Consider the following 20,600-nt stretch of genomic DNA (forward strand, 5'->3'; position numbering starts at 1 on the left):
GTCAAATACCGGGAACAAATGTCTAATAAAGGCGAAAAGCCTAGAAAGGTGGACCCACCATGAACCAATTCACGAAAAAATTTCTCGCCTCCGCAATGCTTGGCACATTGCTGGCGTTTTCGGCCCATGCGGCCACGCTCAACATTCACAATGGTGGCGACCCGCAGTCGCTCGATCCGCAGAAGCTTTCCGGGGACTGGGAAAATCGTATCGCCGGCGACATTTTCGAAGGCCTCGTCACTGAGGACGCCAAGGATAATCCGATCCCCGGCCAGGCGGAAAGCTGGACGATTTCGCCTGATGGCAAGGTCTACACCTTCAAGCTTCGCGACGGCATCAAGTGGTCCGATGGCCAGCCGGTAACGGCAGGAGACTTCGTCTTCGCCTTCCAGCGCCTCGTCGACCCGAAGAATGCAGCCGATTATGCCTATCTGCAATTCACCATCAAGAATGCGGAAAAGATCAACAAGGGTGAGATCACCGATCTCAACCAGCTCGGCGTCAAGGCGATCGACGACAAGACGCTCGAAATCACGCTTGAAAACGCCACCCCTTATTTCCTCAATGCCCTGATGCATTACACCGCCTATCCGCTGCCGAAGCATGTCGTCGAGGCGAAGGGCCAGGATTGGGTCAAGATCGGCAACATCGTCACCAACGGCCCCTACAAGCCGGTCGAATGGGTTCCGGGCTCGCATGTCACCACCGTCAAGAACGATCAGTGGTATGACACCAAGGACCTGAAGATCGACGGCGCGAAGTTCTTCGTGCTCGAAGACCAGGAAGCCGCGCTGAAACGCTACCGCGCCGGCGAGTTCGACATCCTCACCGACTTCCCGACCGACCAATACGAGTGGATGAAGAAGAACCTGCCGGGCCAGGCGCATGTCGCGCCCTTCTCCGGCCTCTATTATTACGTCGTCAATTCGCAGAAGCCGCCCTTCAGCGACAAGCGCGTCCGCCAGGCTCTCTCCATGGCGATCAACCGCGAAGTCATCGGCCCGCAGATCCTCGGCACCGGCGAACTGCCGGCCTATTCCTGGGTGCCGCCGGGCACGGCGAATTACGGCGAGCCGGCCTATGTCAGCTGGAAGGATCTGCCCTATAGCGAGAAGGTCGCAGAAGCCAAGAAGCTTCTGACCGAAGCCGGCTTCGGCCCGGATAAGCCACTCCACGCGGTGCTGAGCTACAACACCAACGACAACCACAAGCGCATCGCCGTCGCGATCGCTTCCATGTGGAAGCCGCTCGGCGTCGATGTCGAGCTCGTCAACGCCGAAACCAAAGTGCATTACGACCAAATGCAGCGTGGCCAGGTCGAAATCGGCCGCGCCGGCTGGCTCGCCGACTATAACGATCCGGACAACTTCCTGAACCTCCTGGTGACAGGCGTCCAGATGAACTACGGCCGCTGGTCGAATCCCGAGTACGACAAGATGATCAAGGAAGGCAACGCCGAGACCGATCTCACCAAGCGTGCCGCGATCTTCAAGAAGGCCGAGCAGCTGGCGCTCGATGAATCGGCCGCCCTGCCGATCTACTACTACGTCTCGAAGAATGTCGTTTCGCCGAAGATCGAAGGCTTCGTCGACAACATTCAGGACATCCACCGCACCCGTTGGCTGTCGATGAAAGAGTAAGGGAAAACGGTCCTTTCCGCGCATTGCGGAAAGGACCGGCCCACGACCATGATCAAATACGCCCTCCGTCGCCTGCTGTCGACGATCCCCGTCATGTGGATCGCCGTGACAGCCTCGTTTTTTGTTTTGCGCCTTGCCCCCGGCGGCCCTTTCGATGGCGAAAGGCCATTGCCGCCGGTGATCCTGAAGAACCTTGCAATCCACTACAATCTCGACAAGCCGCTCATCCAGCAGTACCTGATCTATGTCGGTGACCTGCTCCGGGGCGACCTTGGACCCTCCTTCGCCAGCGAGGATTTCACCGTCGCCCAGCAGATCATGATCGGTCTGCCCTACACCTTCACAATCGGTACGGCTGCCTTCCTGATTGCCATTATTGTCGGCGTGGCCGTCGGCTGTCTCGGGGCGCTCTATCAGAACAAGGCACCGGATTATATTCTGGGCGCGCTCATCCTGGTGGGTGTCGTGCTGCCGAACTTCCTGATCGCGCCCATCCTGCAGCTCGTCTTCGGCATCCATCTCGCGTGGTTTCCGGTCGGCGGCTGGGGTGACGGCTCGATCAAATACCTCATCCTGCCGATCGTCGTTCTGGCGCTGCCGCATGCCGGCCGTATCTCGCGCATCACGCGCGGCTCGATGATCGAGGTGATGAACCAGAACTTTATCCGCACCGCCAAGGCCAAAGGCATCGGCCCCCGGCTGACGGTCATGCGCCATGCGCTGAAGCCTGCGCTGATGCCTGTGGTCTCCTATCTGGGTCCAGCGGCAAGTTACCTTCTCACCGGCTCGCTGGTTGTCGAGAGCATCTTCGGATTGCCCGGCATCGGCCGCTATTTCGTCAACGCAGCGCTGAACCGCGATTACGGCATGGTTCTTGGCACGGTCATCTTCTACATGGTGCTTATCGTGTTCCTGAACCTTCTCGTCGATATCGCCTATGCGTGGCTCGATCCGAAAGTGAGAAACAGATGATCCTCAACCCCGCAAAGCGTGAGCTGCTCGCGCAGGAACTGCTGGCCGCGGAAGGCCTTGCGCCCGAAAGCCGCTCGCTCACCAAGGATGCCTTGCGCCGCCTCGGGCGCAACAAGGCGGCGGTCCTGTCGGTCGTTGTCCTGACGCTTTTGATCCTCGTCGCCTTCATCGGCCCCTGGTTCATTCCCTTCAACTACGAGGACCCGGATTGGGCGGCCTTCCGCATACCGCCCTCGATCGAAACCGGCCACTATTTCGGCACCGACCCGAACGGCCGCGACCTTCTCGCCCGCGTCCTTTACGGCACCCGCGTCTCGCTTGCCGTGGCGCTGACGGCAACCGTCGTCTCCGTCTTCATCGGCGTGCTCTACGGCGCAGTATCGGGCTACATTGGCGGCAGGCTGGATGCGATCATGATGCGCTTCGTCGATATCATGTATGCGCTTCCCTATATCCTCTTCGTCATCCTGCTGATGGTGATCTTCGGCCGCAACGTCTATCTGCTCTTTGCCGCGATCGGCGCGCTGGAGTGGTTGACCATGGCCCGCATCGTGCGCGGCCAGACGCTGTCGATCAAGCATCGCGAATTCATCGAGGCAGCCCGCGCATCCGGTCAGCGGCCGTTCAAGATCATCATCAAGCACATCATCCCGAACCTCGTCGGCCCGGTGGTGATTTTCGCGGCGTTGACCGTGCCTGAGATCATCGCCACCGAAAGCTTCCTTTCCTATCTCGGCTTCGGCGTGCAGGAACCGCTGACCTCGCTCGGCACGCTGATCGCCGAAGGAACCGATGCAATGGAAAGCATGCCGTGGCTGCTGGTCTTCCCGGCAAGCTTCCTCGTGGCCCTATTGCTCAGCCTGCTCTTCATCGGCGACGGCCTGCGCGACGCGTTCGACCCGAAGGATCGTTAAATGGCGGATACCCTCCTCGAACTCAAAGACTACTCGATCACCTTCAAAACGCCGGATGGAGAGGTGAAAGCCGTCTCCAACATGAACCTGACGGTCAGGCGCGGCGAACGCATCGCCATCGTCGGCGAGTCCGGTTCCGGCAAGAGCCAAACCTTCCTCGGCATCATGGGCCTGCTTGCCAAGAACGGCAAAACAACGGGACAGGCGCTGCTCGAAGGCAAGGACGTGCTGGCGCTGAAGCCGCGCGAGCTCGACCAGATCCGCGGCAAGGACATGGCCATGGTCTTCCAGGACCCGATGACCGCCTTGAACCCGTCGCTGAAGATCTCCCGGCAACTGACGGAACAGCTTGAGGTGCACGGCGGGCTGACGGCACGCGCCGCATCCACTGCTGCCCTCGACATGCTCAAACGCGTCGGCATCCCCGATCCCACACGGCGCTTCCATCTCTATCCGCACGAGCTCTCCGGCGGCATGCGCCAGCGCATCGTCATCGCCATGGCACTGCTCACCCGGCCGAAGTTATTGATCGCCGACGAGCCGACGACAGCGCTCGACGTCACCATTCAGGCGCAGATCCTCGATCTCTTCAATGACCTGACGGCGGAGATGAACACGGCGCTGATCATGATCACCCACGATCTCGGCGTCGTTGCCGGCCTCGCCGACCGGGTCGCTGTCATGTATGCCGGCCGCATCGTCGAGGAGGCGCCTGTCGACGAACTCTTCGACAACCCAGCCCATCCCTATACCGCAGCACTGCATGCCTCGATCCCGCGGCCGGACCAGGATGTCGACGATCTCGTCGTCATCCCCGGCCGTCCGCCGAACCTGCAACACCTACCGAAGGGCTGCAATTTCTCGCCGCGCTGTTCGCAAGTCCACGACGATTGCATCGACCGTCCGCCATTGCTCGAAACGCTGGCACCGCACCACTGCGCCGCCTGCTACCATCCGTTCCCGCGTCGTGAGGAGTTGCTGAACCATGGCTGATCGATCGCTTCTGAGGGTCGAGAACCTGACGACCCAGTTCGAACTGCCGGCCAAGGGCCTCTTCAAGCCGCCGGTCTTCCTGACCGCCGTCAACAATGTCAGCTTCGACCTCAGCGAAGGTCGAACGCTCGGCGTCGTCGGCGAATCCGGCTGCGGCAAGTCCACGCTCGGCCGCTCCATCTTGCGGCTGTTGAAATCTCAGAAGGGCCGCATCCTCTGGCAGGGCCGCAATCTTCTCGACCTGTCGGACGAGGAAATGCGCGCCGCTCGCCGCGACATGCAGATCATCTTCCAGGACCCGATCGCCTCGCTCGACCCGCGCATGACGGTTGGAGACATCATCGCCGAGCCGCTCACGGTCTTCGAGCCCAAACTCTCCAGGGCAGAGCGCACCGAGCGCGTTCGCGAGATCATGACCGCCGTCGGCCTAGTGCCGGAGATGATCAACCGCTATCCGCACGAATTCTCCGGCGGCCAGGCGCAGCGCATCGGCATCGCTCGCGCGGTCGTCACCAAACCCAAGCTGATCATCTGTGATGAGCCGGTTTCGGCCCTCGATGTCTCGATCCAGGGACAGGTGATCACGCTTCTGCGCAAGCTGCGCAAGGAATTCGGCCTGACGCTGATCTTCATCAGCCACGACCTCTCCGTCGTGCGCCTGATATCCGACGATGTGCTGGTGCTCTATCTCGGCAGGGTGGTGGAAGCCGGTGATTGCGCCACCGTCTTCGATCACCCGGCCCATCCCTATACGCAGGCGCTGTTTTCCGCCGCGCCGATCCCGGATCCGAAACTTGCACGGCTGCGCACGCGCATCCGTCTGCAGGGCGACCCGCCCTCGCCGCTCAACCCGCCGAAAGGCTGCGTCTTCTCGCCGCGATGCTGGAAGGCGACCGACATCTGTCGCACCGAAATGCCGCCGACCGAGCAGGTCCGCCCCGGCCAGACGGCTGCCTGTTATCATATGGACAGGCCATGAGCGAAACGAAGGCCGCGCAAGCGGTCTTCGCCTTGAATATCTGATGCGCCATCCGTTCTCGGGACGAAGTGGACTATTTTTGGGTCTAAATTCCCCAATAAGAAAGATTTTATGAGCGCGTGCTATCCCATTTTGGCCTAATCGCAAGCCAGGGGAACGCATATATGAAATCGAAGATATCAGTTTTGATCGCACTCGCCGCCACGATGATCGCCGCCTCCGCCGGTTCGTCGCATGCAGAAGATCTAAGCTTCAAGCTCACCAATGGAACGAACTCCGTCCTGGCGCGCTTCTACAGCTCGCCGACCGGCGTCGACGAATGGGAAGAAGACGTCTTCGGCGACGACGTTCTCAATCCTGGTGAAAGCATGGACATCACCATCGCCGATGGCCGCACCGTCTGCAAATATGACATGCGCTTCGAATTCGAGGAGGGCTCAAACCTCGCAACCACCGAAGATACGCAGGATCTTTGCGCGATGGGCAGCTACACTATCCACGAATAGGTATTAAGAGCCCGCCTTCGCATCGTCCGTGAAGGGCGGGCCTTCATCTCTCGTGATATCGACGCTTGTCACTTCGTCCGGCTCCGCGTATCAGCGAATGAAGACCGGCGCACAATCCTTTCCGAAAATCGGGATCGATTTTCGGAAAGGATTGTGCGCCAATTCAAAGTGATAGAGCGTCCTTAGCGCGTCCTGTTCGACGCTCGGCGCTCTAATGCCGGGAGGACAAGGTGAGCAGACGGTTTCTATCGATCGGTGAATGCATGGTGGAACTCTCGCAAGCAGGCGACGGCCTGCTGCGCAAGGGCTTTGCCGGCGATACCTTCAACACCGCCTGGTATGCCCGCGCCTGCCTTGCCGCCGACTGGTCGGTCGACTATTTCACCGCCCTCGGTGACGACGCCATGTCGGATGAAATGCTGGCCTTCATCGACACATCAGGTATCGGCACGAGCCTCATCCGGCGCATCAAGGGCAGGACGCCCGGTCTCTATATGATCAACCTGAAGAATGGCGAACGCTCCTTCAGCTACTGGCGCGACAGCTCGGCGGCCCGCAGCCTGGCCGCCGATCCGGACAGTCTGCGCGAGGCGGTGGAAAGCGCTGCCGTCATCTATTTCTCCGGCATCACCCTTGCCATCCTGCCGCATGAGGATGCCGAGACGCTGCTCGCCGAAGTCCGTCGCGCCAAGGCCGCCGGCAAGCTCGTCGTCTTCGACCCGAACATCCGCCCGCGCCTCTGGTCGAGCTACGACGTGATGCACACGACGATCAGCGAAGGCGCCCGCTCCTCCGTGGTCGTCATGCCGAGCTTCGACGACGAGGCCGCCCATTTCGGCGACGATTCCATCGAGGCAACGATCCATCGCTACCGTGCACTGGGTGCCGTTGATATCGTCGTCAAGAACGGCGCTGACGGTGTCACGCTGAATTTTGCCGGCGAGCAAACCTTCGTTCCGGCCGAAAAGGTGAAGAAGGTGGTCGACACGACCAGCGCCGGCGACAGCTTCAACGGCGCCTTTCTCGCACGATATCTCGAAGCAGGCGATGCGCCTGCCGCCGCCCGTTTCGCAGCAAAGGTCGCTGCCCGCGTCGTCAGCGAACATGGTGCACTGGTGGTGAAAGAGAAGCTTGGATTGGATGGCGGCTAGCCACACATGCTGACACAGTACGAACGCGATGCGCAGGCGCTCCCCGCCTTGTCGACATCGCTTGCTCCGCTGTTCCTCCCCGAAATCGATTCCGATTTCAGGGTTGTGCGACCAGGGGAAATCAGGACTTCGTCGGCCGGTCGGATTCGCGAACCGCCTCGTCATGGTACCAGCAGCTGTCGAGCGCTGCATCGCAGACTTCGGCTGCCTCGCGCTCCATCAGGCGGGCGCGTTCGAACCGGTTGGCGGTGCGTATCGCCTTGACGGGAAACTGGTAGATCGTTGCGGATTCACGGTGGAAACCGGTGGGCATGAGATCGCCTCCATTCAGCTCGGCGCATCAACATTTCAGGACCGCTACCATAGCATAATGCACATAGTTTATGCAAATTGCACAAAATAAGAGCAATGTTGCAATTGTAGCCGGTCGGCATGCTGTCTCGACCAAAAGCTTCCGCCAATTTGTTTAACACTTCATCATTTCAGCTTAACGCCGCAATTTTCATCCGGTTCCAGACGGGAAAAGTGCGTTTTGATGGGCGATACCGCCTGCGAGCGTTAAAAACAGCCCGATTTTCCAAAAGGGGAAAAATCGGTCGGTATGCTGATTCGCGATTTTTCTTTCGCGTGGCGCCAAAACTGGCACGCTACGTGCTTTTAAAGCGTCATCCCTGGCGATCGGATGCGCTTGCGCGCCGAGATTGCCTCCGGATTTGCTCACCTTTGTAGCACTGAGAGAGTCGCGATGACAAAATTTAAGCTCGAGTACATTTGGCTCGATGGGTACACACCGGTACCGAACCTGCGTGGCAAGACGCAGATCAAGGAATTCGATGAATTCCCGACGCTGGAACAGCTTCCGCTGTGGGGCTTCGACGGTTCGTCGACCATGCAGGCCGAGGGCCGCAGCTCTGACTGCGTGCTGAAGCCCGTCGCCATTTACCCCGATCCGGCCCGCACCAACGGCGCTCTCGTCATGTGCGAAGTCATGATGCCGGATGGCGTCACGCCGCACGCATCGAATGCCCGCGCCACCATCCTCGACGACGAAGATGCCTGGTTCGGCTTTGAGCAGGAGTATTTCTTCTACCAGAACGGCCGTCCGCTCGGCTTCCCTGAGCAGGGCTACCCGGCTCCGCAGGGTCCTTATTACACCGGCGTCGGCTACTCGAACGTCGGCGATGTCGCCCGCGAAATCGTCGAAGAGCACCTCGACCTCTGCCTCGCTGCCGGCATCAACCACGAAGGCATCAATGCCGAAGTGGCCAAGGGTCAGTGGGAATTCCAGATTTTCGGCAAGGGCTCCAAGAAGGCCGCCGACCAGATCTGGATGGCACGCTACCTCCTGCAGCGCCTGACCGAAAAGTATGGCATCGACATCGAGTATCATTGCAAGCCGCTCGGCGACACCGACTGGAACGGCTCGGGCATGCATTGCAACTTCTCGACCAAGTACCTGCGCGAAGTCGGCGGCAAGGAATACTTCGAAGCGCTGATGGCGCAGTTCGACAAGAACCTGATGGACCACATCGCGGTCTACGGCCCCGATAACGACAAGCGCCTGACCGGCAAGCACGAGACTGCTCCGTGGAACAAGTTCTCCTACGGCGTTGCCGACCGTGGTGCTTCGATCCGCGTGCCGCACTCCTTCATCAAGAACGACTACAAGGGCTATCTGGAAGATCGCCGCCCGAACTCGCAAGGCGACCCCTACCAGATCGCTTCGCAGGTTCTGAAGACGATCTCGGAAGTTCCGACTGCAAGCTCGGCTTCTGCTGCCGCCTGACCTCCCGAACGGCGCCGGTCCTGGACCGGCGCCGTGACTTACTTTTTTCCGTGTGAAAACCGCCGCCGGCTACCGACATAATCGGGGCGATCGGTCAGGCGAAAGCCCTGCAATCCTTGCAATATGGGCTGTAATATTTCCATCATGGTCATGCCTCAAAATAGAGAAGCGGGAATCGCCGTTCCGGAACCCCGCTTTGGGGTTGAGCGTTGGCATATCACTGCGACGCGGATGGAAATCGTGACATGCTGCAACGTCCGGCAAACACTTATAGCGGCGAGAGCTGGGCCAATGCCGCAGCCGCCGGAAACCTGCCCGAGAGGCTGGTGATCGTCACCGATGCCTGGCACCCGCAGGTCAACGGCGTCGTGCGTTCGATCGAGAACACCAACCGCGAACTGGCGAAGATGGGCGTCGAGGTTTCGATGGTGACGCCGGAGCGCTTCAACAGCATCCCCTGCCCGACCTACCCTGAGATTCGCCTGTCGATCGCCAATTACCGCCGCATCGCCCGCGAGATTGAAAAGCACAATCCCTCCTACGTGCATATCGCCACCGAAGGTCCGCTGGGGCTGACCGCCCGCCGCTGGTGCCTGACGAACCGCATGCCGTTTTCGACGAGCTACCACACCCGCTTCCCGGAATACGTTGCCGCGCGCCTGCCGATACCGAAGAGCTGGCTCTACTCCTTCGTCCGCTGGTTCCATAATGGCGGCGCCGGCTGCATGGTGGCGACACCGAGCCTTGCTCGCGAACTGTCGGAAAAGGGCATCCGCAACCTCATGCCCTGGAGCCGCGGCATTGACGCCACCCAGTTCCGTCCGATGGCGCTCGAGGAAAACCCGTTCGGCTTGGCGCGCCCAATCTTCATGACCGTCGGCCGCGTGGCGCTGGAAAAGAACCTGCCGGCCTTCCTCGATCTCGATCTGCCGGGTTCCAAGGTCGTCGTTGGCGATGGTCCGGCCCGCGCCGAACTGGAAAAGCAATATCCCGACGTCTTCTTTGCCGGCGTGCAGTTCGGCGAGGATCTGGCGAAAACCTATGCTCAGGCCGACGTCTTCGTCTTTCCCTCGCTCACCGACACCTTCGGCAACACCATCCTCGAAGCACTGGCATCGGGCGTGCCCGTCGCAGCCTACCCGGTCACGGGCCCGCTCGACATCATCGGCGAAGATAGCGAAGTCGGCGTGCTCGACCAGAACCTGCAGGCCGCCTGCCTTGCTGCCCTCTCCGCCTCGCGCGGCAAGGCGCGCGAACTCGCCATGCAATATTCCTGGGAAGCGGCGACGCTGCAGTTCATCAACAATATCCGCGCCGCCAATGGCGTCATCACGCCGAAATGGAAGAAGGCCTGGCAATTTGCTACCAAGTCGCTTCCAAGAGGCAGAAAGCCCGGCGAAAGCGCCGGGCCTGTTCCGTCCGCAGACTGATTGGCTTTACTTGTGAAGCGCGCTGCGAAGCGTCTGGTTCGCGACCGTGATCGCGCTGCGCGCGGCAGGCGTTTCGGCAATGGCGTTCAGGAGCACGAAATCGTGGATCGTGCCGTTATAACGCATCGACGTGACCTTGACCCCAGCCTGGCTGAGCTTGCGGGCATAGGCCTCACTTTCGTCGCGCAGCACATCGTTCTCATCGACGATGACGAGCGCCGACGGCAGGCCGTTCAACTGCTCCAGCGACGCCTGCAGCGGTGAGGCCGTCGGCTCCTTGCGCTTGGCCTCGTCGGGCAGATAGGCGTTCCAGAACCACTTCATCGCTTCCTTCGTCAACCACGGGCCATCAGCGAACTCGTTGTAGGAACCATTGTCGAAATTGGCGTCGGTGACGGGGTAGAACAGCACCTGCTGGTCGATGGCAGGACCGCCGCGTTCCTTGGCAAGCAGCGTCACCGCCGCCGCCATGTTGCCACCGACGCTATCGCCTGCGACGGCGAGCCTGGAGGCATCGACCTTGAATTCCTTGGCATGTTCGGCGACATATTTGGTCGCAGCATAGGCCTGCTCGATGGCAACGGGATAGCGGGCTTCCGGCGAGCGCTCGTAGTCGACGAAGACCACGGCGGCATCGGCGCCGTTGGCGATCTCGCGCACCAGCCGGTCATGCGTATCGGCATCGCCCAGCACCCAGCCACCACCATGGAAATAAAGAATGACCGGCAGCGTACCCTTGGCATGTTCCGAGCGGACAATGCGCAACTTGATGCTGCCTGTCGGGCCAGCCTTGATGACCCTGTCTTCTTCCTGGGCGGCAAGCTTCTTCACGTCACCCTTCTGCGCGCCGGCCAGGACATTGCGGGCATCGACCGGCGACAGCGTGTAGATCGGCTTGCCGCCGGCAAGCCCGTCGATGAACTTCTGCGTTGTCGGTTCGAGTACCGGATCAGCAAGCGCGCCAATGGCGGAGGTTGCTAGCAGTGCTGCTGCGGAAACTGCGGTCTTGATGGTCGACATTGTCTTGTCCTCTCGGGTTCGATGTTCGTCCTGAACACAGAATTTATATCGCGCACGATTATATTTCGAACAATATAAATCTTCGCATGCCTGCCATGCACAAAAGACGCTTCCGATTATTTATCGCACGATATACATTTCGTCAGTTCTGGAGATAACCCATGCAGGATCAGCTGAAGCTCGACAATTTCATCTGCTTCGCCGTCTATACGGCGAGCCACGCGCTAAATCGCGTCTACAAGCCGCTTCTCGACGCGCTCGGCCTCACCTATCCGCAATATCTCGCCATGGTCGCGCTATGGGAACGGGATGGCCAGACCGTCGGCAGCCTCGGCGAAAAGCTTTTCCTGGAATCGAGCACGCTGACCCCTTTGCTCAAACGCCTGGAAGCCGCTGGTTATGTCAGCCGCGAACGCAGCAAGGACGACGAACGCGTCGTGGTGCTTCGACTGACGGACGAAGGCAAGCGCCTGAAGGAAAAGGCGAGCGGCATCCCCGGCTGCATCGCCGCCGCCAGTGGTCGCGATGCAGTTGACCTCACCCGTCTTCAGCGCGAGATCGTGGCGCTGCGTGAGGCGCTGACCGAAGCGTTGCTTAGCCATTGAATAGCCGGGATAGCCACCGCGGTGCTTGTGATACCGGCCGCCCTTGAGCCCTACGTCCGCCTCTTCTTGCCTTCGAACGGATTGTCAGGCGAGCGGAAATGGATGCGGATCGGCACGCTCGGCATGTCGAAATCGGCGCGCAACCCGTTGATCAGATAGCGTGTATAGGATTCCGGCAGCGCATCCGACCGGGTGCAGGAGATCATGAAGGCTGGCGGGCGAGCCTTGACCTGCGTCATGTATTTCAGCTTGATGCGGCGGCCGGAAACGGCCGGTGGCGGATGCTGGATCTGCTGCGTCTCCAGCCAGCGGTTGAGCCGCGCTGTCGAGATGCGCTTGTTCCAGACCCTGTCCGTGTCGATGATCGACTGCATCAGCTTGTCGAGCCCCCAGCCGGTCTGGCCGGAGATCGGCACGGCGCGGATGCCGCGCGCCTGCGGCAGCAACCGGTCGGTCTTTTCGCGCAAGTCGGCAAGCACCGCCTGCCGATCTTCGATCATGTCCCACTTGTTGAAGGCGAGCACAGCGGCACGGCCTTCACGCAGCACCAGGTCGACGATCTGCAGGTCCTGCTTCTCGAAGGGGATTGTCGCGTCGAAGACGATGACGACGGTTTCGGCGAAGCGGATGGCGCGCAGCGCATCGGCAACCGAAAGCTTCTCCAGCTTCTCGATCACCCGCGCCTTACGGCGCATGCCTGCCGTATCGAACATCTTGATGGTGCGGCCGCGCCAGTCCCATTCGACCGAAATGGAGTCACGGGTGATGCCTGCCTCCGGCCCGGTCAAAAGCCGATCCTCGCCGAGGAAGCGATTGATCAGTGTTGACTTGCCGGCATTCGGCCGGCCGACGATCGCCACTCTGAGCGGCTTCGTCTCATCATAGGTCGGCTCCTCGTCCTCGTCGCTGCCCTCGCCTTCGGTCTGCGGAATGTCGACGTCAGTGACGGCGACATCCTCCTTGGCGGGATAGGCTCGGTCCTCGCCGATTGCCGCAACGATGGCGTCACGCAGGTCGAGCATGCCCTGCCCATGTTCGGCCGAAATCGGCGTCGGCTCGCCGAGCCCGAGCGTATAGGCGTCGTAGAAACCGCTATCGGAGCCGCGTGCCTCGGATTTGTTGGCAACGAGCACCACCGGCTTGCCGCGCCGGCGCAGCATTTCGGCAAGGTCGGTATCGACGGGCGTCAATCCGCTCTTGGCGTCAACGACGAAGAGCGAAAGATCCGCCTCGTCGATCGCCGCTTCCGTCTGCGCCCGCATCCGGCCCTGCAGGCTCTCCGCGTCGGCCTCTTCCAGACCAGCCGTGTCGATGATCGTGAAAGTCAGGCCCATCAGCCGCGCATCGCCCGGCCGGCGGTCGCGGGTTACACCTGGCGTGTCATCGACAAGCGCCAGCTTCTTGCCCACCAGCCGGTTGAAAAGTGTCGACTTGCCGACATTCGGACGACCGACGATGGCGACCGTGAAACTCATTCTTTTTCCTTAAGCTCAGCCCTGAGCGGCGGGCGCCTTGCCGGATGCGGTAATCAGATCAAGCATCATATGGGCGCGATTGGCAACATTGCGCGGGCTGTCGGTATCGTCGACGATCGACTGGAACCACTGCCGCGCCTGCGCCATGTTGCCGGCTTTGTAAGCGGCAAGGCCGAGTGCCTCGCGCGCCGAATGACGGAAGGCGTTGCCCGGAACGGCCATCTCCTCGATCGCGGCCGAAACCTGCTCGTAAGCGCCGTTCTCGATGAGCAGCCAGCCGGCACGCATCTTGGCGGCATCGCGCACGGCGGCCGGAACGCCGTTGTCCTTGCCGATCTCGTTGAAGGCGGCGATCGCGGCAGCAGTATCGCCCTTCTGCACCTGGACCGTCGCGGCCCGCATCCGTGCCAGCACCGGATAGGCGCCATGGCCTTCCTTCTCGAGCTTGTCGAGCGCGGCCAGCGCCTCGTCGTTCTTGTTTTCGTCGGCAAGCTTCATCGCCGCCAGGAACTGGTCGCCGGTGCCGGAGGAACGGTTGTCGTCCCAATAGTCGTAGAGAACCTTGCCGGCTGTGCCGGCGACGATCAGAATAGCGACGACGATGATATAGCGGCCGAACCGGCGCCAGACGCCCTTCATCTGGTCGGACCGCAATTCCTCATTGACTTCACGGATGAAGCTGTCGTCGTTGAATGCCATTCTCGTCTCCGGCCGCGGAAATACCCATACACCATGCAAAACGCATATTGTCGGGCCTTCTACTCCATTTTGCAGCGGTTGTAAGGGGGATGTGAAAGATTAGAGCAATTCCAGGAAAAGTGCGAAGCGGTTTTCCCACGCAAAGCGCGAAGCGCTTTTGCCGGGAATTGCATAGAAACAAAAGGTTAGAGCGGTTCTGAGCTTCCGTGAAAAGCTGAACCGCTCTAGAGCGCCGCGCGTCCAACAGGACGCTCTAACACTTTGAATCCGCGTATAATCCTTTCCGAAAATCGGAATCGATTTTCGGGGTTATGCGTCGGTCACATGACGAGCGGCGAAACCCCGATCAACCATTCGTGCAGCTTCCAGATGATCAGCGCCCAGACGACGATGCCCATGACGATCGCATAGAGGTCGTATTTGGCCGAGACGAACGGCCGGAGCGTGATCTCGCCCGCCCGCTGCCGCCGTTTCAAGGAAATGCGCAGGATGACGCCCCAGGCGAGAAAGGCGGCAAACAGCAGAACCGACGATGTCTCGCCATTGGCGAGCAGGTGCGCCAGCGCCCAGATCTTCACCGACAGCACCATCGGATGTTTGGTCTTCGTCGCGATATGCCCCGCCGGCAGCAGCGAGGCGACGAGACAGATCATCGCGATCAGCATCAGCGTGATTGCTATATGCGCCGTCCAGACCGGTGGATTGTAGAGTATTCCGGTCACCTGCCGCGCCTGCCCGAAGCCGTAGATTAACAGGATCAGCGTGGCGATGCTGGCAATGGAATAGGCCGCCCGCCAGCCCTTCTCGCCGAGGCTTGCGATCATCGAGCGGCGAAAGTCCGGCAACAGCACCCGCACCAAATGCACCCCAAGGAAAAGTATGATGCCGACGATAAGCAATGTCATTGCGGATCCCTTCTGTGCCGTTTGTCATGGCTTACCGGCTGGCGCGAAAAAATGCCAGCGCGACCGCAGCTTCGCCGCAATTCTGTCGGAGGGAAACCGCGAACAAATTGTCGCGGTGCCCATGTCTCGTTCCCTCCTCTCCGCCTGCCTTTCTGTTTCGCTCCTCATTCCGGCAATGGCAGAGGCGGCCGACCGGCCGAAACAGCTCGTCATCATTTCCTTCGACGGTGCCCACGACAATGCGCTCTGGTTGAAGAGTCGCGAGATGGCGGCGAAAAACGGTGCCCACTTCACCTATTTCCTCTCCTGCACTTTCCTGATGAACGAGGCGGCGAAGAAGGCCTATCAGGCGCCGCACCAGAAACGCGGAAAATCCAACGTGGGCTTCGCCCAGAGCGACGACGAGATCCGCGAGCGCCTCGGCAATATCTGGCATGCCCATCTCGAAGGACACGACATATCGAGCCATGCCTGTGGCCATTTCGACGGCCGCCTCTGGAGCGAGGCCGACTGGTCGGCCGAATACGCCACCTTCCACGCGACGCTTGAGAATGCCTGGAAGAGCGTCGGCCTCCAGGCGCCTGCCGGCTGGCAGGATCTGGTTGATCACGGCATCAAGGGCTTTCGCGCCCCCTATCTCTCGGCAACTGCGGGCGCCGACATGATCGCCGCCGAAAAGAAGGCGGGCTTCAGCTATGACGCGAGCCTCGTCACCAAAGGCCCTGCCATGCCTGTCGAAGAAGACGGCATCATCCGCTTCGGCCTGCCGCTGATCCCCGAAGGCCCGAGCGAAAAGCCGATCATCGGCATGGACTACAATCTCTTCGTCCGCCATTCCAAGGGTGAGGAGGATACGGCCGATTCCACGGAATTCGAGGACCGCGCCTATGCCGCCTTCAAGGAGGCTTTCGACAAGCAATATGCCGGCGCCCGCATCCCGCTCCAGCTCGGCTTCCACTTCGTCGAAATGAACGGCGGCGCCTACTGGCGGGCGCTAGACCGACTTGTCAGCGACGTCTGCCACCGAACGGATGTGGCCTGCGTCAGCTATTCGGAAGCGATCCCGATGATCGAGGCCCGCGGCAGATTGCAGACGTCAGGTCTTTGATGGCGGCTATGAGCGCTGTCGAGCCTGCAAGGTGTCTCTAAGTTCCCTTGAACGAGACAACGTGCCGGGCCGCCGCCCTCATTTACCTATCGGCATCTTCTCCCCACTGGGGAGAAGAGATTCGTTGCGACGCTGCGCCCCCCCTTCTACCCAGCGAGGAGGAGGCGCCCCAAACGCCAATCTTCCGATCGCTCGCAGAATACCCCGCCCATCAACCGTCGGCGTGCACAACGCCCGTCTCGCGCTCTAGGTAGCGCTGGTCGATTTCAGGCAGCGGTTCGTCGTCGATTGCCGCCTCGAAGGCCTTGAGGCGTTTGTGAATCGAGAGCAGTTCAATGATCGTCGTCCAGGAATTGACGAGATACTGGAACGAGTTGCTGACCTGTCCGAAGGCGGTCGAGATCTGCTGGAAGATACCGTAAGTGATAGTGCCCGCCACGATCGTCGGCACCAGCATGAAGACCACGAAGAGCGCGTCGGCCTGGATATAGAAATAACGGGCAACATTGAAATACATGTAGTGGAAATACATGCGGTAATAGTTACGGCGAACGTTGCCGAAGAGCTCCCTGACTGTCAGCGGCTCAGCCCGTTCCCCATGGTCCTCGCCATAGACGAGCTCCTTGCGATACGCCGCCTCGACGCGCTGGTTGCGGAAGTTCAGCCCCGGCAGCTTGACGCCGGCGACCGCCAGCAGAAGCGTGCCGAACGCCGACCAGAACAGCGCCAGCCAGAAGAGCGAATTCGCCACCGGCCCGATGAACGGCAGTTCGGTCACGTAATGCGACAGCGCCAGAAGGATCGGAAGGAATACCACGAGCGTCATCACCGAGTTGATGAGGCTGATGCCAAGACCTTCGAGCGTGCTCGAAAAGCGCATCGTATCTTCCTGAACGCGCTGGGAGGCACCTTCGATATGACGAAGCTTTTCCCACTTCGACATATAGAAATTGTTCATCGCCGTTCGCCAGCGGAAGATGTAATGGCTGGTGAAGAAGTCGGTCATGATCGATACGAACATGCTGAGGAATGCGATCTGGCAGAAGACCCACATCAGGGTGTAGAAATTGTCGACGGAAATGCCTGGCTGCTTCGACAATGCGTTCTGCAGAAGGTCACCAAACGGCCGGCGCCAGTTATTGATCACAACGCTGATCTGGACGCCGAAGTAGGTCACGAAGATGATCAGCGCCGAACCCCAGATCGACCAAATCTTCCAGGGGTGGTTCAGCGCTTTCAGATGCCACGCGGCGCAGAAGATCGCAGCCGACAGCAGAAAATAGCCGTAGAACCAGACATTTTCGGGCAGCAGGAAGAACGAGAGGTCAATCGGCTGCTGTTCTTCTGCAACCGGCGCGTAGCCGAGCGATACACCGAGGCTGGCGGCGAAGAGATACCAGCCGGCAATGGAAATCAGGGTCCAAACGACGAGCGAAGTAAAGAACGCCTTTGGCTGCGGAAAAAAGGAATGAAACACGGGAGGCTTTGCTTTCCTGAACTGTGAGTCTCGGGAGTGTCGTCGAACACTGATTGTGCCGGAAACTAAGGCAGTTCGAAGGAAGCAGCAATGGGTTCGGCCGATTGTTACGGAGATGTAACCGGTTAGGCGATTTTCTTGATCACCGGCATCACCAGCGCTGCGCAGGCGACGAGTGCTATGGCTGCGATCACTGTCGGGACGGTGAAGCTGCCTGCGCGCTGGGCGATCCAGCCGGCGACGACAGGCCCGACGATCTGGCCGACGCCGAAGGCGGCCGTCATCATCGCCAGGATCCGCCGCGGACTGTCGGGCGAAAGCTTGCGGCCGATCTGCAGCCCGTAAGCGGTGATCGCCAGGAACGTCGCCCCGAACAGCGCCCCCCCGATCAGCGGTGCGACGGAAGGCGGTAGCGCCACCGTCGCAAGCACCCCGGCGGCCTCGACCAGAAGGGCTGCGACATAGACCCCGCCAAGCCCGAGCGGCCTGACCAGAGGCTTCCAGGCAAACAGCGCTACCGCCGATGTCAGGCCGGCGATGAACCAGCAGAGGAATTCGACGAGGGGTCCGGTTGCAGAAAGGCGCGCGATGGTGACCAGGAAGGTCGCGGTGATGACGTAGCCGAAGCCGAACAGGCCGTAGGACAGCGTCAGCAGCACCATCGGCCGGTTCCAGACCAGCGCCGGCTCCTTGCCCGCCTGCGCCGATTGCGCCGGCGCCGACGGCAATAGCAGGAAGACGACGACGAGGCTTGCCGCGCAGTAGAGCGCCCCACCGATCCAGTCGACGCGCCAACCGCCCGGCCCGTCGTGAAAGCCAAGTCCGATCAACAGCACCATGACCGAAGAAAGCGCAATACCTGCCCCCGGCCCGCCGAAATGCGCCGCCTGCACATGGTCGTTGCCGGCGGCAGCCCCGTGGCTGAGCACGATCGACGAGGTGAAGACCATCGCAAAGGCGCTGGCGACACCGGCCAGGAAGCGAATGATGGCAAAGACGGCAACGGAATCAGTGGCCGCCATGGCGGCAAGCAGGATCGCCGTTGCCAGCAGCGACAGCAGCGCCACCAGCCGCTCCCGTCCGGCCGCCCAGCCATAGGCGGCAAGCACGGCACCGACGAGATAACCGACAAAATTGGCCGATGCGATAAAGCCGGCATCCGCCGCCGAAAGCGGCACGCCGCTGATCATACCGGGCAGGATCGGCGTGTAGGAGAAGCGCCCGAAGCCCATGGCAGCAGCCATGGCGACAGCGCCGGCAGCGGCGGTGGAGACGAGGTTCGGTGGGGAGTTTCGGGTGCGGGCGAGCATGCCCGCGTTTATCGCGCTGCAGCATCGGTGGCACAATCAAGTAATTCTGATCGATCGATCAATTTCCCGAAACGCCGGAAATTTTCACCCCCTCTTGAAAACAATTATCTTACGATATATGTTTTACGACATAGTCAACGATACATCTAACGATGAAAGGAAGACCCATGAGAGGTTTTAAAGGCGGCATGTTCGGCGGAGATTTCCGCATGGGCCGCAAATTTGCGGCTGGCGATCTCCAGCTCGTCATCCTGGCCCTGCTCGCTGAGCAGCCGCGCCACGGCTATGAATTGATAAAGTTGCTCGAGGAGCGGTCCGGCGGCTTCTACGTGCCGAGCCCCGGCGTCATCTATCCCGCCCTCACCTATCTCGAGGAAACCGGCCTTGCCGAGGTCGAGGTCGAGGGCGCCAAGAAGCTCTACCGTATCACCGAGGCCGGCCGCGGCCGCGTCGAGGAAAACCGCGCCATGATCCTGCATACGTTCGCCAAGCTGGAACGCATCGGCGAGAAGATGGCCCATGTGAAGCGTGTCTTCGAAACCGACCGTCACGGCGCCGACGAAGGCGATGACGGTGATTTCATGCAGGACGGCGGCGATATCCGCGCCGCCCGCATGCTGCTGCGCTCGGCCATGCGGATGCGCTATCCCTGGTCGAAACCCGAAGCCGCCCGCATCGCCGGCATCCTCGAACGCGCCGCCACCGAAATCCTGCAAGGCGGCAGGCCGGGAACGCGGGGCTGAGACGAAGACTGTACGGCGGGATTTGAGACGAAGTCAGCTCCCGCCATCTTCATTGTCCAGCGCCGGTCTTACGCCCGCTCATCCGGCAAGGTCAGAATCACCGGCCCGTTGCGCGTCGCCACCACCGTGTGTTCGTATTGCACGGTCGGCGCCTTCGGATCGGCATAGAGCGTCCAGGCATCGTCGCCGCCTTCAGCCCATGTCGCGCCGAGTGAGAGAAACGGCTCGACGGTGAAGACGAGACCTTCCGTCATCATCCGTTTTTCCGAAGGGTCCGGCCAGGTCGAGAGCTCGGCCGGCTCCTCATGCAGGGAGCGGCCGACGCCGTGGCTCGCCAGATTGGCGACCAGCGTATAGCGGTTCTTCTGCGCGAAGGCGCCGACGGCTGTGCCGATCTTCGCCAGCGGTTCGCCCGATTTCACTTGGTTGAGACCGACCCAGAGCGCCCGCTTACCGTCGCGGCAAAGCCGCTCGATCTTCGGTTTGACCGGCGGCATCGCGAAGGAGGCGCCGGTATCCGCAAAGAAACCATCCTTTTCCGCCGAGACGTCGATGTTGATGAGGTCGCCGGCGCGGATGACGCGCGGGCCGGGAATACCGTGGGCGATTTCCTCGTTGATACTGATGCAGGTGGCACCGGGAAACTGGTAGCAGAACTCCGGCGCCGAGCGCGCGCCCGAATCCTCGAGCACCTTGCGGCCGATCTGGTCGAGCTCCAGTGTCGTCATCCCGGGCTCCATCGCCGCCGCCATCACCTGGATGGCGTTGGCGCAGATGCGGCCGATCTCCTTGAGCTTTGTCAGTTCGTCGTCGTTTGCGATAACCATTCGTCTGTTCCGGCCTTGCGCAGGGGCGGCAGCGGCCGCCTTGAGCGCCGCGCCTCCAAC

Annotated in this window: 20 protein-coding genes; 12 read left to right on the forward strand and 8 right to left on the reverse strand. The window is 60.8% G+C overall.

Going from position 1 to position 20,600, the window contains the following annotated elements:
- The first annotated feature begins 59 nt into the window (after positions 1-59).
- The 7 genes from J3P73_RS18265 to J3P73_RS18295 all read left to right on the forward strand — a co-directional run bounded on the left by J3P73_RS18265 (position 60) and on the right by J3P73_RS18295 (position 7,155).
- Positions 60-1,640: a peptide ABC transporter substrate-binding protein gene (locus J3P73_RS18265; RefSeq protein WP_130655992.1), complete on the forward strand. Its 1,581-nt coding sequence runs from the start codon at positions 60-62 to the stop codon at positions 1,638-1,640.
- A gap of 48 nt (positions 1,641-1,688) precedes the next feature.
- Positions 1,689-2,612, forward strand: a complete 924-nt coding sequence (locus J3P73_RS18270; protein WP_012758514.1) for an ABC transporter permease subunit — start codon at positions 1,689-1,691, stop codon at positions 2,610-2,612.
- Positions 2,609-3,526 (forward strand): ABC transporter permease, encoded by a 918-nt coding sequence (locus tag J3P73_RS18275; RefSeq protein WP_018481514.1) that lies wholly within the window; start codon positions 2,609-2,611, stop codon positions 3,524-3,526. Before J3P73_RS18270 ends, J3P73_RS18275 begins: the two co-directional genes overlap by 4 nt.
- Positions 3,527-4,519, forward strand: coding sequence for an ABC transporter ATP-binding protein (locus J3P73_RS18280; protein ID WP_130692401.1), 993 nt, complete (start codon positions 3,527-3,529; stop codon positions 4,517-4,519).
- Positions 4,512-5,498 (forward strand): ABC transporter ATP-binding protein, encoded by a 987-nt coding sequence (locus tag J3P73_RS18285; RefSeq protein ID WP_024319490.1) that lies wholly within the window; start codon positions 4,512-4,514, stop codon positions 5,496-5,498. The genes J3P73_RS18280 and J3P73_RS18285 overlap by 8 nt, the downstream gene beginning before the upstream one ends.
- Before the next feature lie 164 nt (positions 5,499-5,662).
- Positions 5,663-6,004 carry a hypothetical protein gene (locus tag J3P73_RS18290; RefSeq protein ID WP_018073896.1) on the forward strand — a complete coding sequence of 114 codons (342 nt, stop codon included), beginning with the start codon at positions 5,663-5,665 and terminating at the stop codon, positions 6,002-6,004.
- Positions 6,005-6,234: 230 nt separating this feature from the next.
- Positions 6,235-7,155, forward strand: coding sequence for a sugar kinase (locus J3P73_RS18295; protein ID WP_018073895.1), 921 nt, complete (start codon positions 6,235-6,237; stop codon positions 7,153-7,155).
- A gap of 121 nt (positions 7,156-7,276) precedes the next feature.
- Here the strand turns inward: J3P73_RS18295 and gstI are convergent, their stop codons facing one another.
- Positions 7,277-7,468: a glutamine synthetase translation inhibitor GstI gene (gene gstI / locus J3P73_RS18300; RefSeq protein ID WP_024319489.1), complete on the reverse strand. Its 192-nt coding sequence runs from the start codon at positions 7,466-7,468 to the stop codon at positions 7,277-7,279.
- 432 nt (positions 7,469-7,900) lie between these two features.
- On the opposite strand from gstI, the gene J3P73_RS18305 reads away from it, so the two are divergent.
- Positions 7,901-8,941 (forward strand): glutamine synthetase beta-grasp domain-containing protein, encoded by a 1,041-nt coding sequence (locus tag J3P73_RS18305; RefSeq protein WP_017965408.1) that lies wholly within the window; start codon positions 7,901-7,903, stop codon positions 8,939-8,941.
- A gap of 245 nt (positions 8,942-9,186) precedes the next feature.
- The gene (locus J3P73_RS18310) at positions 9,187-10,371 is read left to right on the forward strand and encodes a glycosyltransferase family 4 protein (protein ID WP_130664944.1); all 1,185 of its coding nucleotides are present in this window, start codon (positions 9,187-9,189) and stop codon (positions 10,369-10,371) included.
- 6 nt (positions 10,372-10,377) lie between these two features.
- On the opposite strand, the gene J3P73_RS18315 is transcribed toward J3P73_RS18310, so the two are convergent.
- On the reverse strand, positions 10,378-11,391 hold the full coding sequence (locus tag J3P73_RS18315) for an alpha/beta hydrolase (RefSeq protein ID WP_130692403.1): 1,014 nt from the start codon (positions 11,389-11,391) through the stop codon (positions 10,378-10,380).
- 161 nt (positions 11,392-11,552) lie between these two features.
- Here J3P73_RS18315 and J3P73_RS18320 point away from each other — a divergent pair, with 161 nt between their 5' ends.
- Positions 11,553-11,996, forward strand: coding sequence for a MarR family winged helix-turn-helix transcriptional regulator (locus J3P73_RS18320; RefSeq protein ID WP_130692405.1), 444 nt, complete (start codon positions 11,553-11,555; stop codon positions 11,994-11,996).
- Between the two features lie 50 nt (positions 11,997-12,046).
- On the opposite strand, the gene der is transcribed toward J3P73_RS18320, so the two are convergent.
- The 3 genes from der to J3P73_RS18335 all read right to left on the reverse strand — a co-directional run bounded on the left by der (position 12,047) and on the right by J3P73_RS18335 (position 15,075).
- Positions 12,047-13,471 (reverse strand): ribosome biogenesis GTPase Der, encoded by a 1,425-nt coding sequence (gene der / locus J3P73_RS18325; RefSeq protein ID WP_112904448.1) that lies wholly within the window; start codon positions 13,469-13,471, stop codon positions 12,047-12,049.
- Positions 13,472-13,486: 15 nt separating this feature from the next.
- Entirely contained in the window at positions 13,487-14,170 is a 684-nt protein-coding gene (locus J3P73_RS18330; RefSeq protein WP_018073889.1) for a tetratricopeptide repeat protein, read from the reverse strand.
- A gap of 320 nt (positions 14,171-14,490) precedes the next feature.
- Entirely contained in the window at positions 14,491-15,075 is a 585-nt protein-coding gene (locus tag J3P73_RS18335; RefSeq protein ID WP_018495238.1) for an NnrU family protein, read from the reverse strand.
- Between the two features lie 121 nt (positions 15,076-15,196).
- Between J3P73_RS18335 and J3P73_RS18340 the strand changes: the two genes are divergently transcribed.
- Complete coding sequence (locus J3P73_RS18340; protein ID WP_026238646.1) at positions 15,197-16,183, forward strand: polysaccharide deacetylase family protein; 987 nt, start codon at positions 15,197-15,199, stop codon at positions 16,181-16,183.
- A gap of 211 nt (positions 16,184-16,394) precedes the next feature.
- Here the strand turns inward: J3P73_RS18340 and sbmA are convergent, their stop codons facing one another.
- Positions 16,395-17,660, reverse strand: a complete 1,266-nt coding sequence (gene sbmA, locus J3P73_RS18345) for a peptide antibiotic transporter SbmA (RefSeq protein WP_024319483.1) — start codon at positions 17,658-17,660, stop codon at positions 16,395-16,397.
- Positions 17,661-17,785: 125 nt separating this feature from the next.
- Complete coding sequence (locus tag J3P73_RS18350) at positions 17,786-18,970, reverse strand: YbfB/YjiJ family MFS transporter (protein WP_130675582.1); 1,185 nt, start codon at positions 18,968-18,970, stop codon at positions 17,786-17,788.
- Between the two features lie 167 nt (positions 18,971-19,137).
- Here J3P73_RS18350 and J3P73_RS18355 point away from each other — a divergent pair, with 167 nt between their 5' ends.
- Positions 19,138-19,713 carry a PadR family transcriptional regulator gene (locus J3P73_RS18355; RefSeq protein ID WP_003541914.1) on the forward strand — a complete coding sequence of 192 codons (576 nt, stop codon included), beginning with the start codon at positions 19,138-19,140 and terminating at the stop codon, positions 19,711-19,713.
- Between the two features lie 68 nt (positions 19,714-19,781).
- Here J3P73_RS18355 and map read toward each other — a convergent pair whose 3' ends face one another.
- A complete protein-coding gene (map, locus tag J3P73_RS18360; RefSeq protein ID WP_130662031.1) occupies positions 19,782-20,540 on the reverse strand; it encodes a type I methionyl aminopeptidase in 759 nt (252 codons plus the stop codon).
- Positions 20,541-20,600 lie beyond the last annotated feature (60 nt).

Origin of the sequence: Rhizobium ruizarguesonis, assembly GCF_017357285.1 — a bacterium.
Classification (GTDB): domain Bacteria; phylum Pseudomonadota; class Alphaproteobacteria; order Rhizobiales; family Rhizobiaceae; genus Rhizobium; species Rhizobium ruizarguesonis.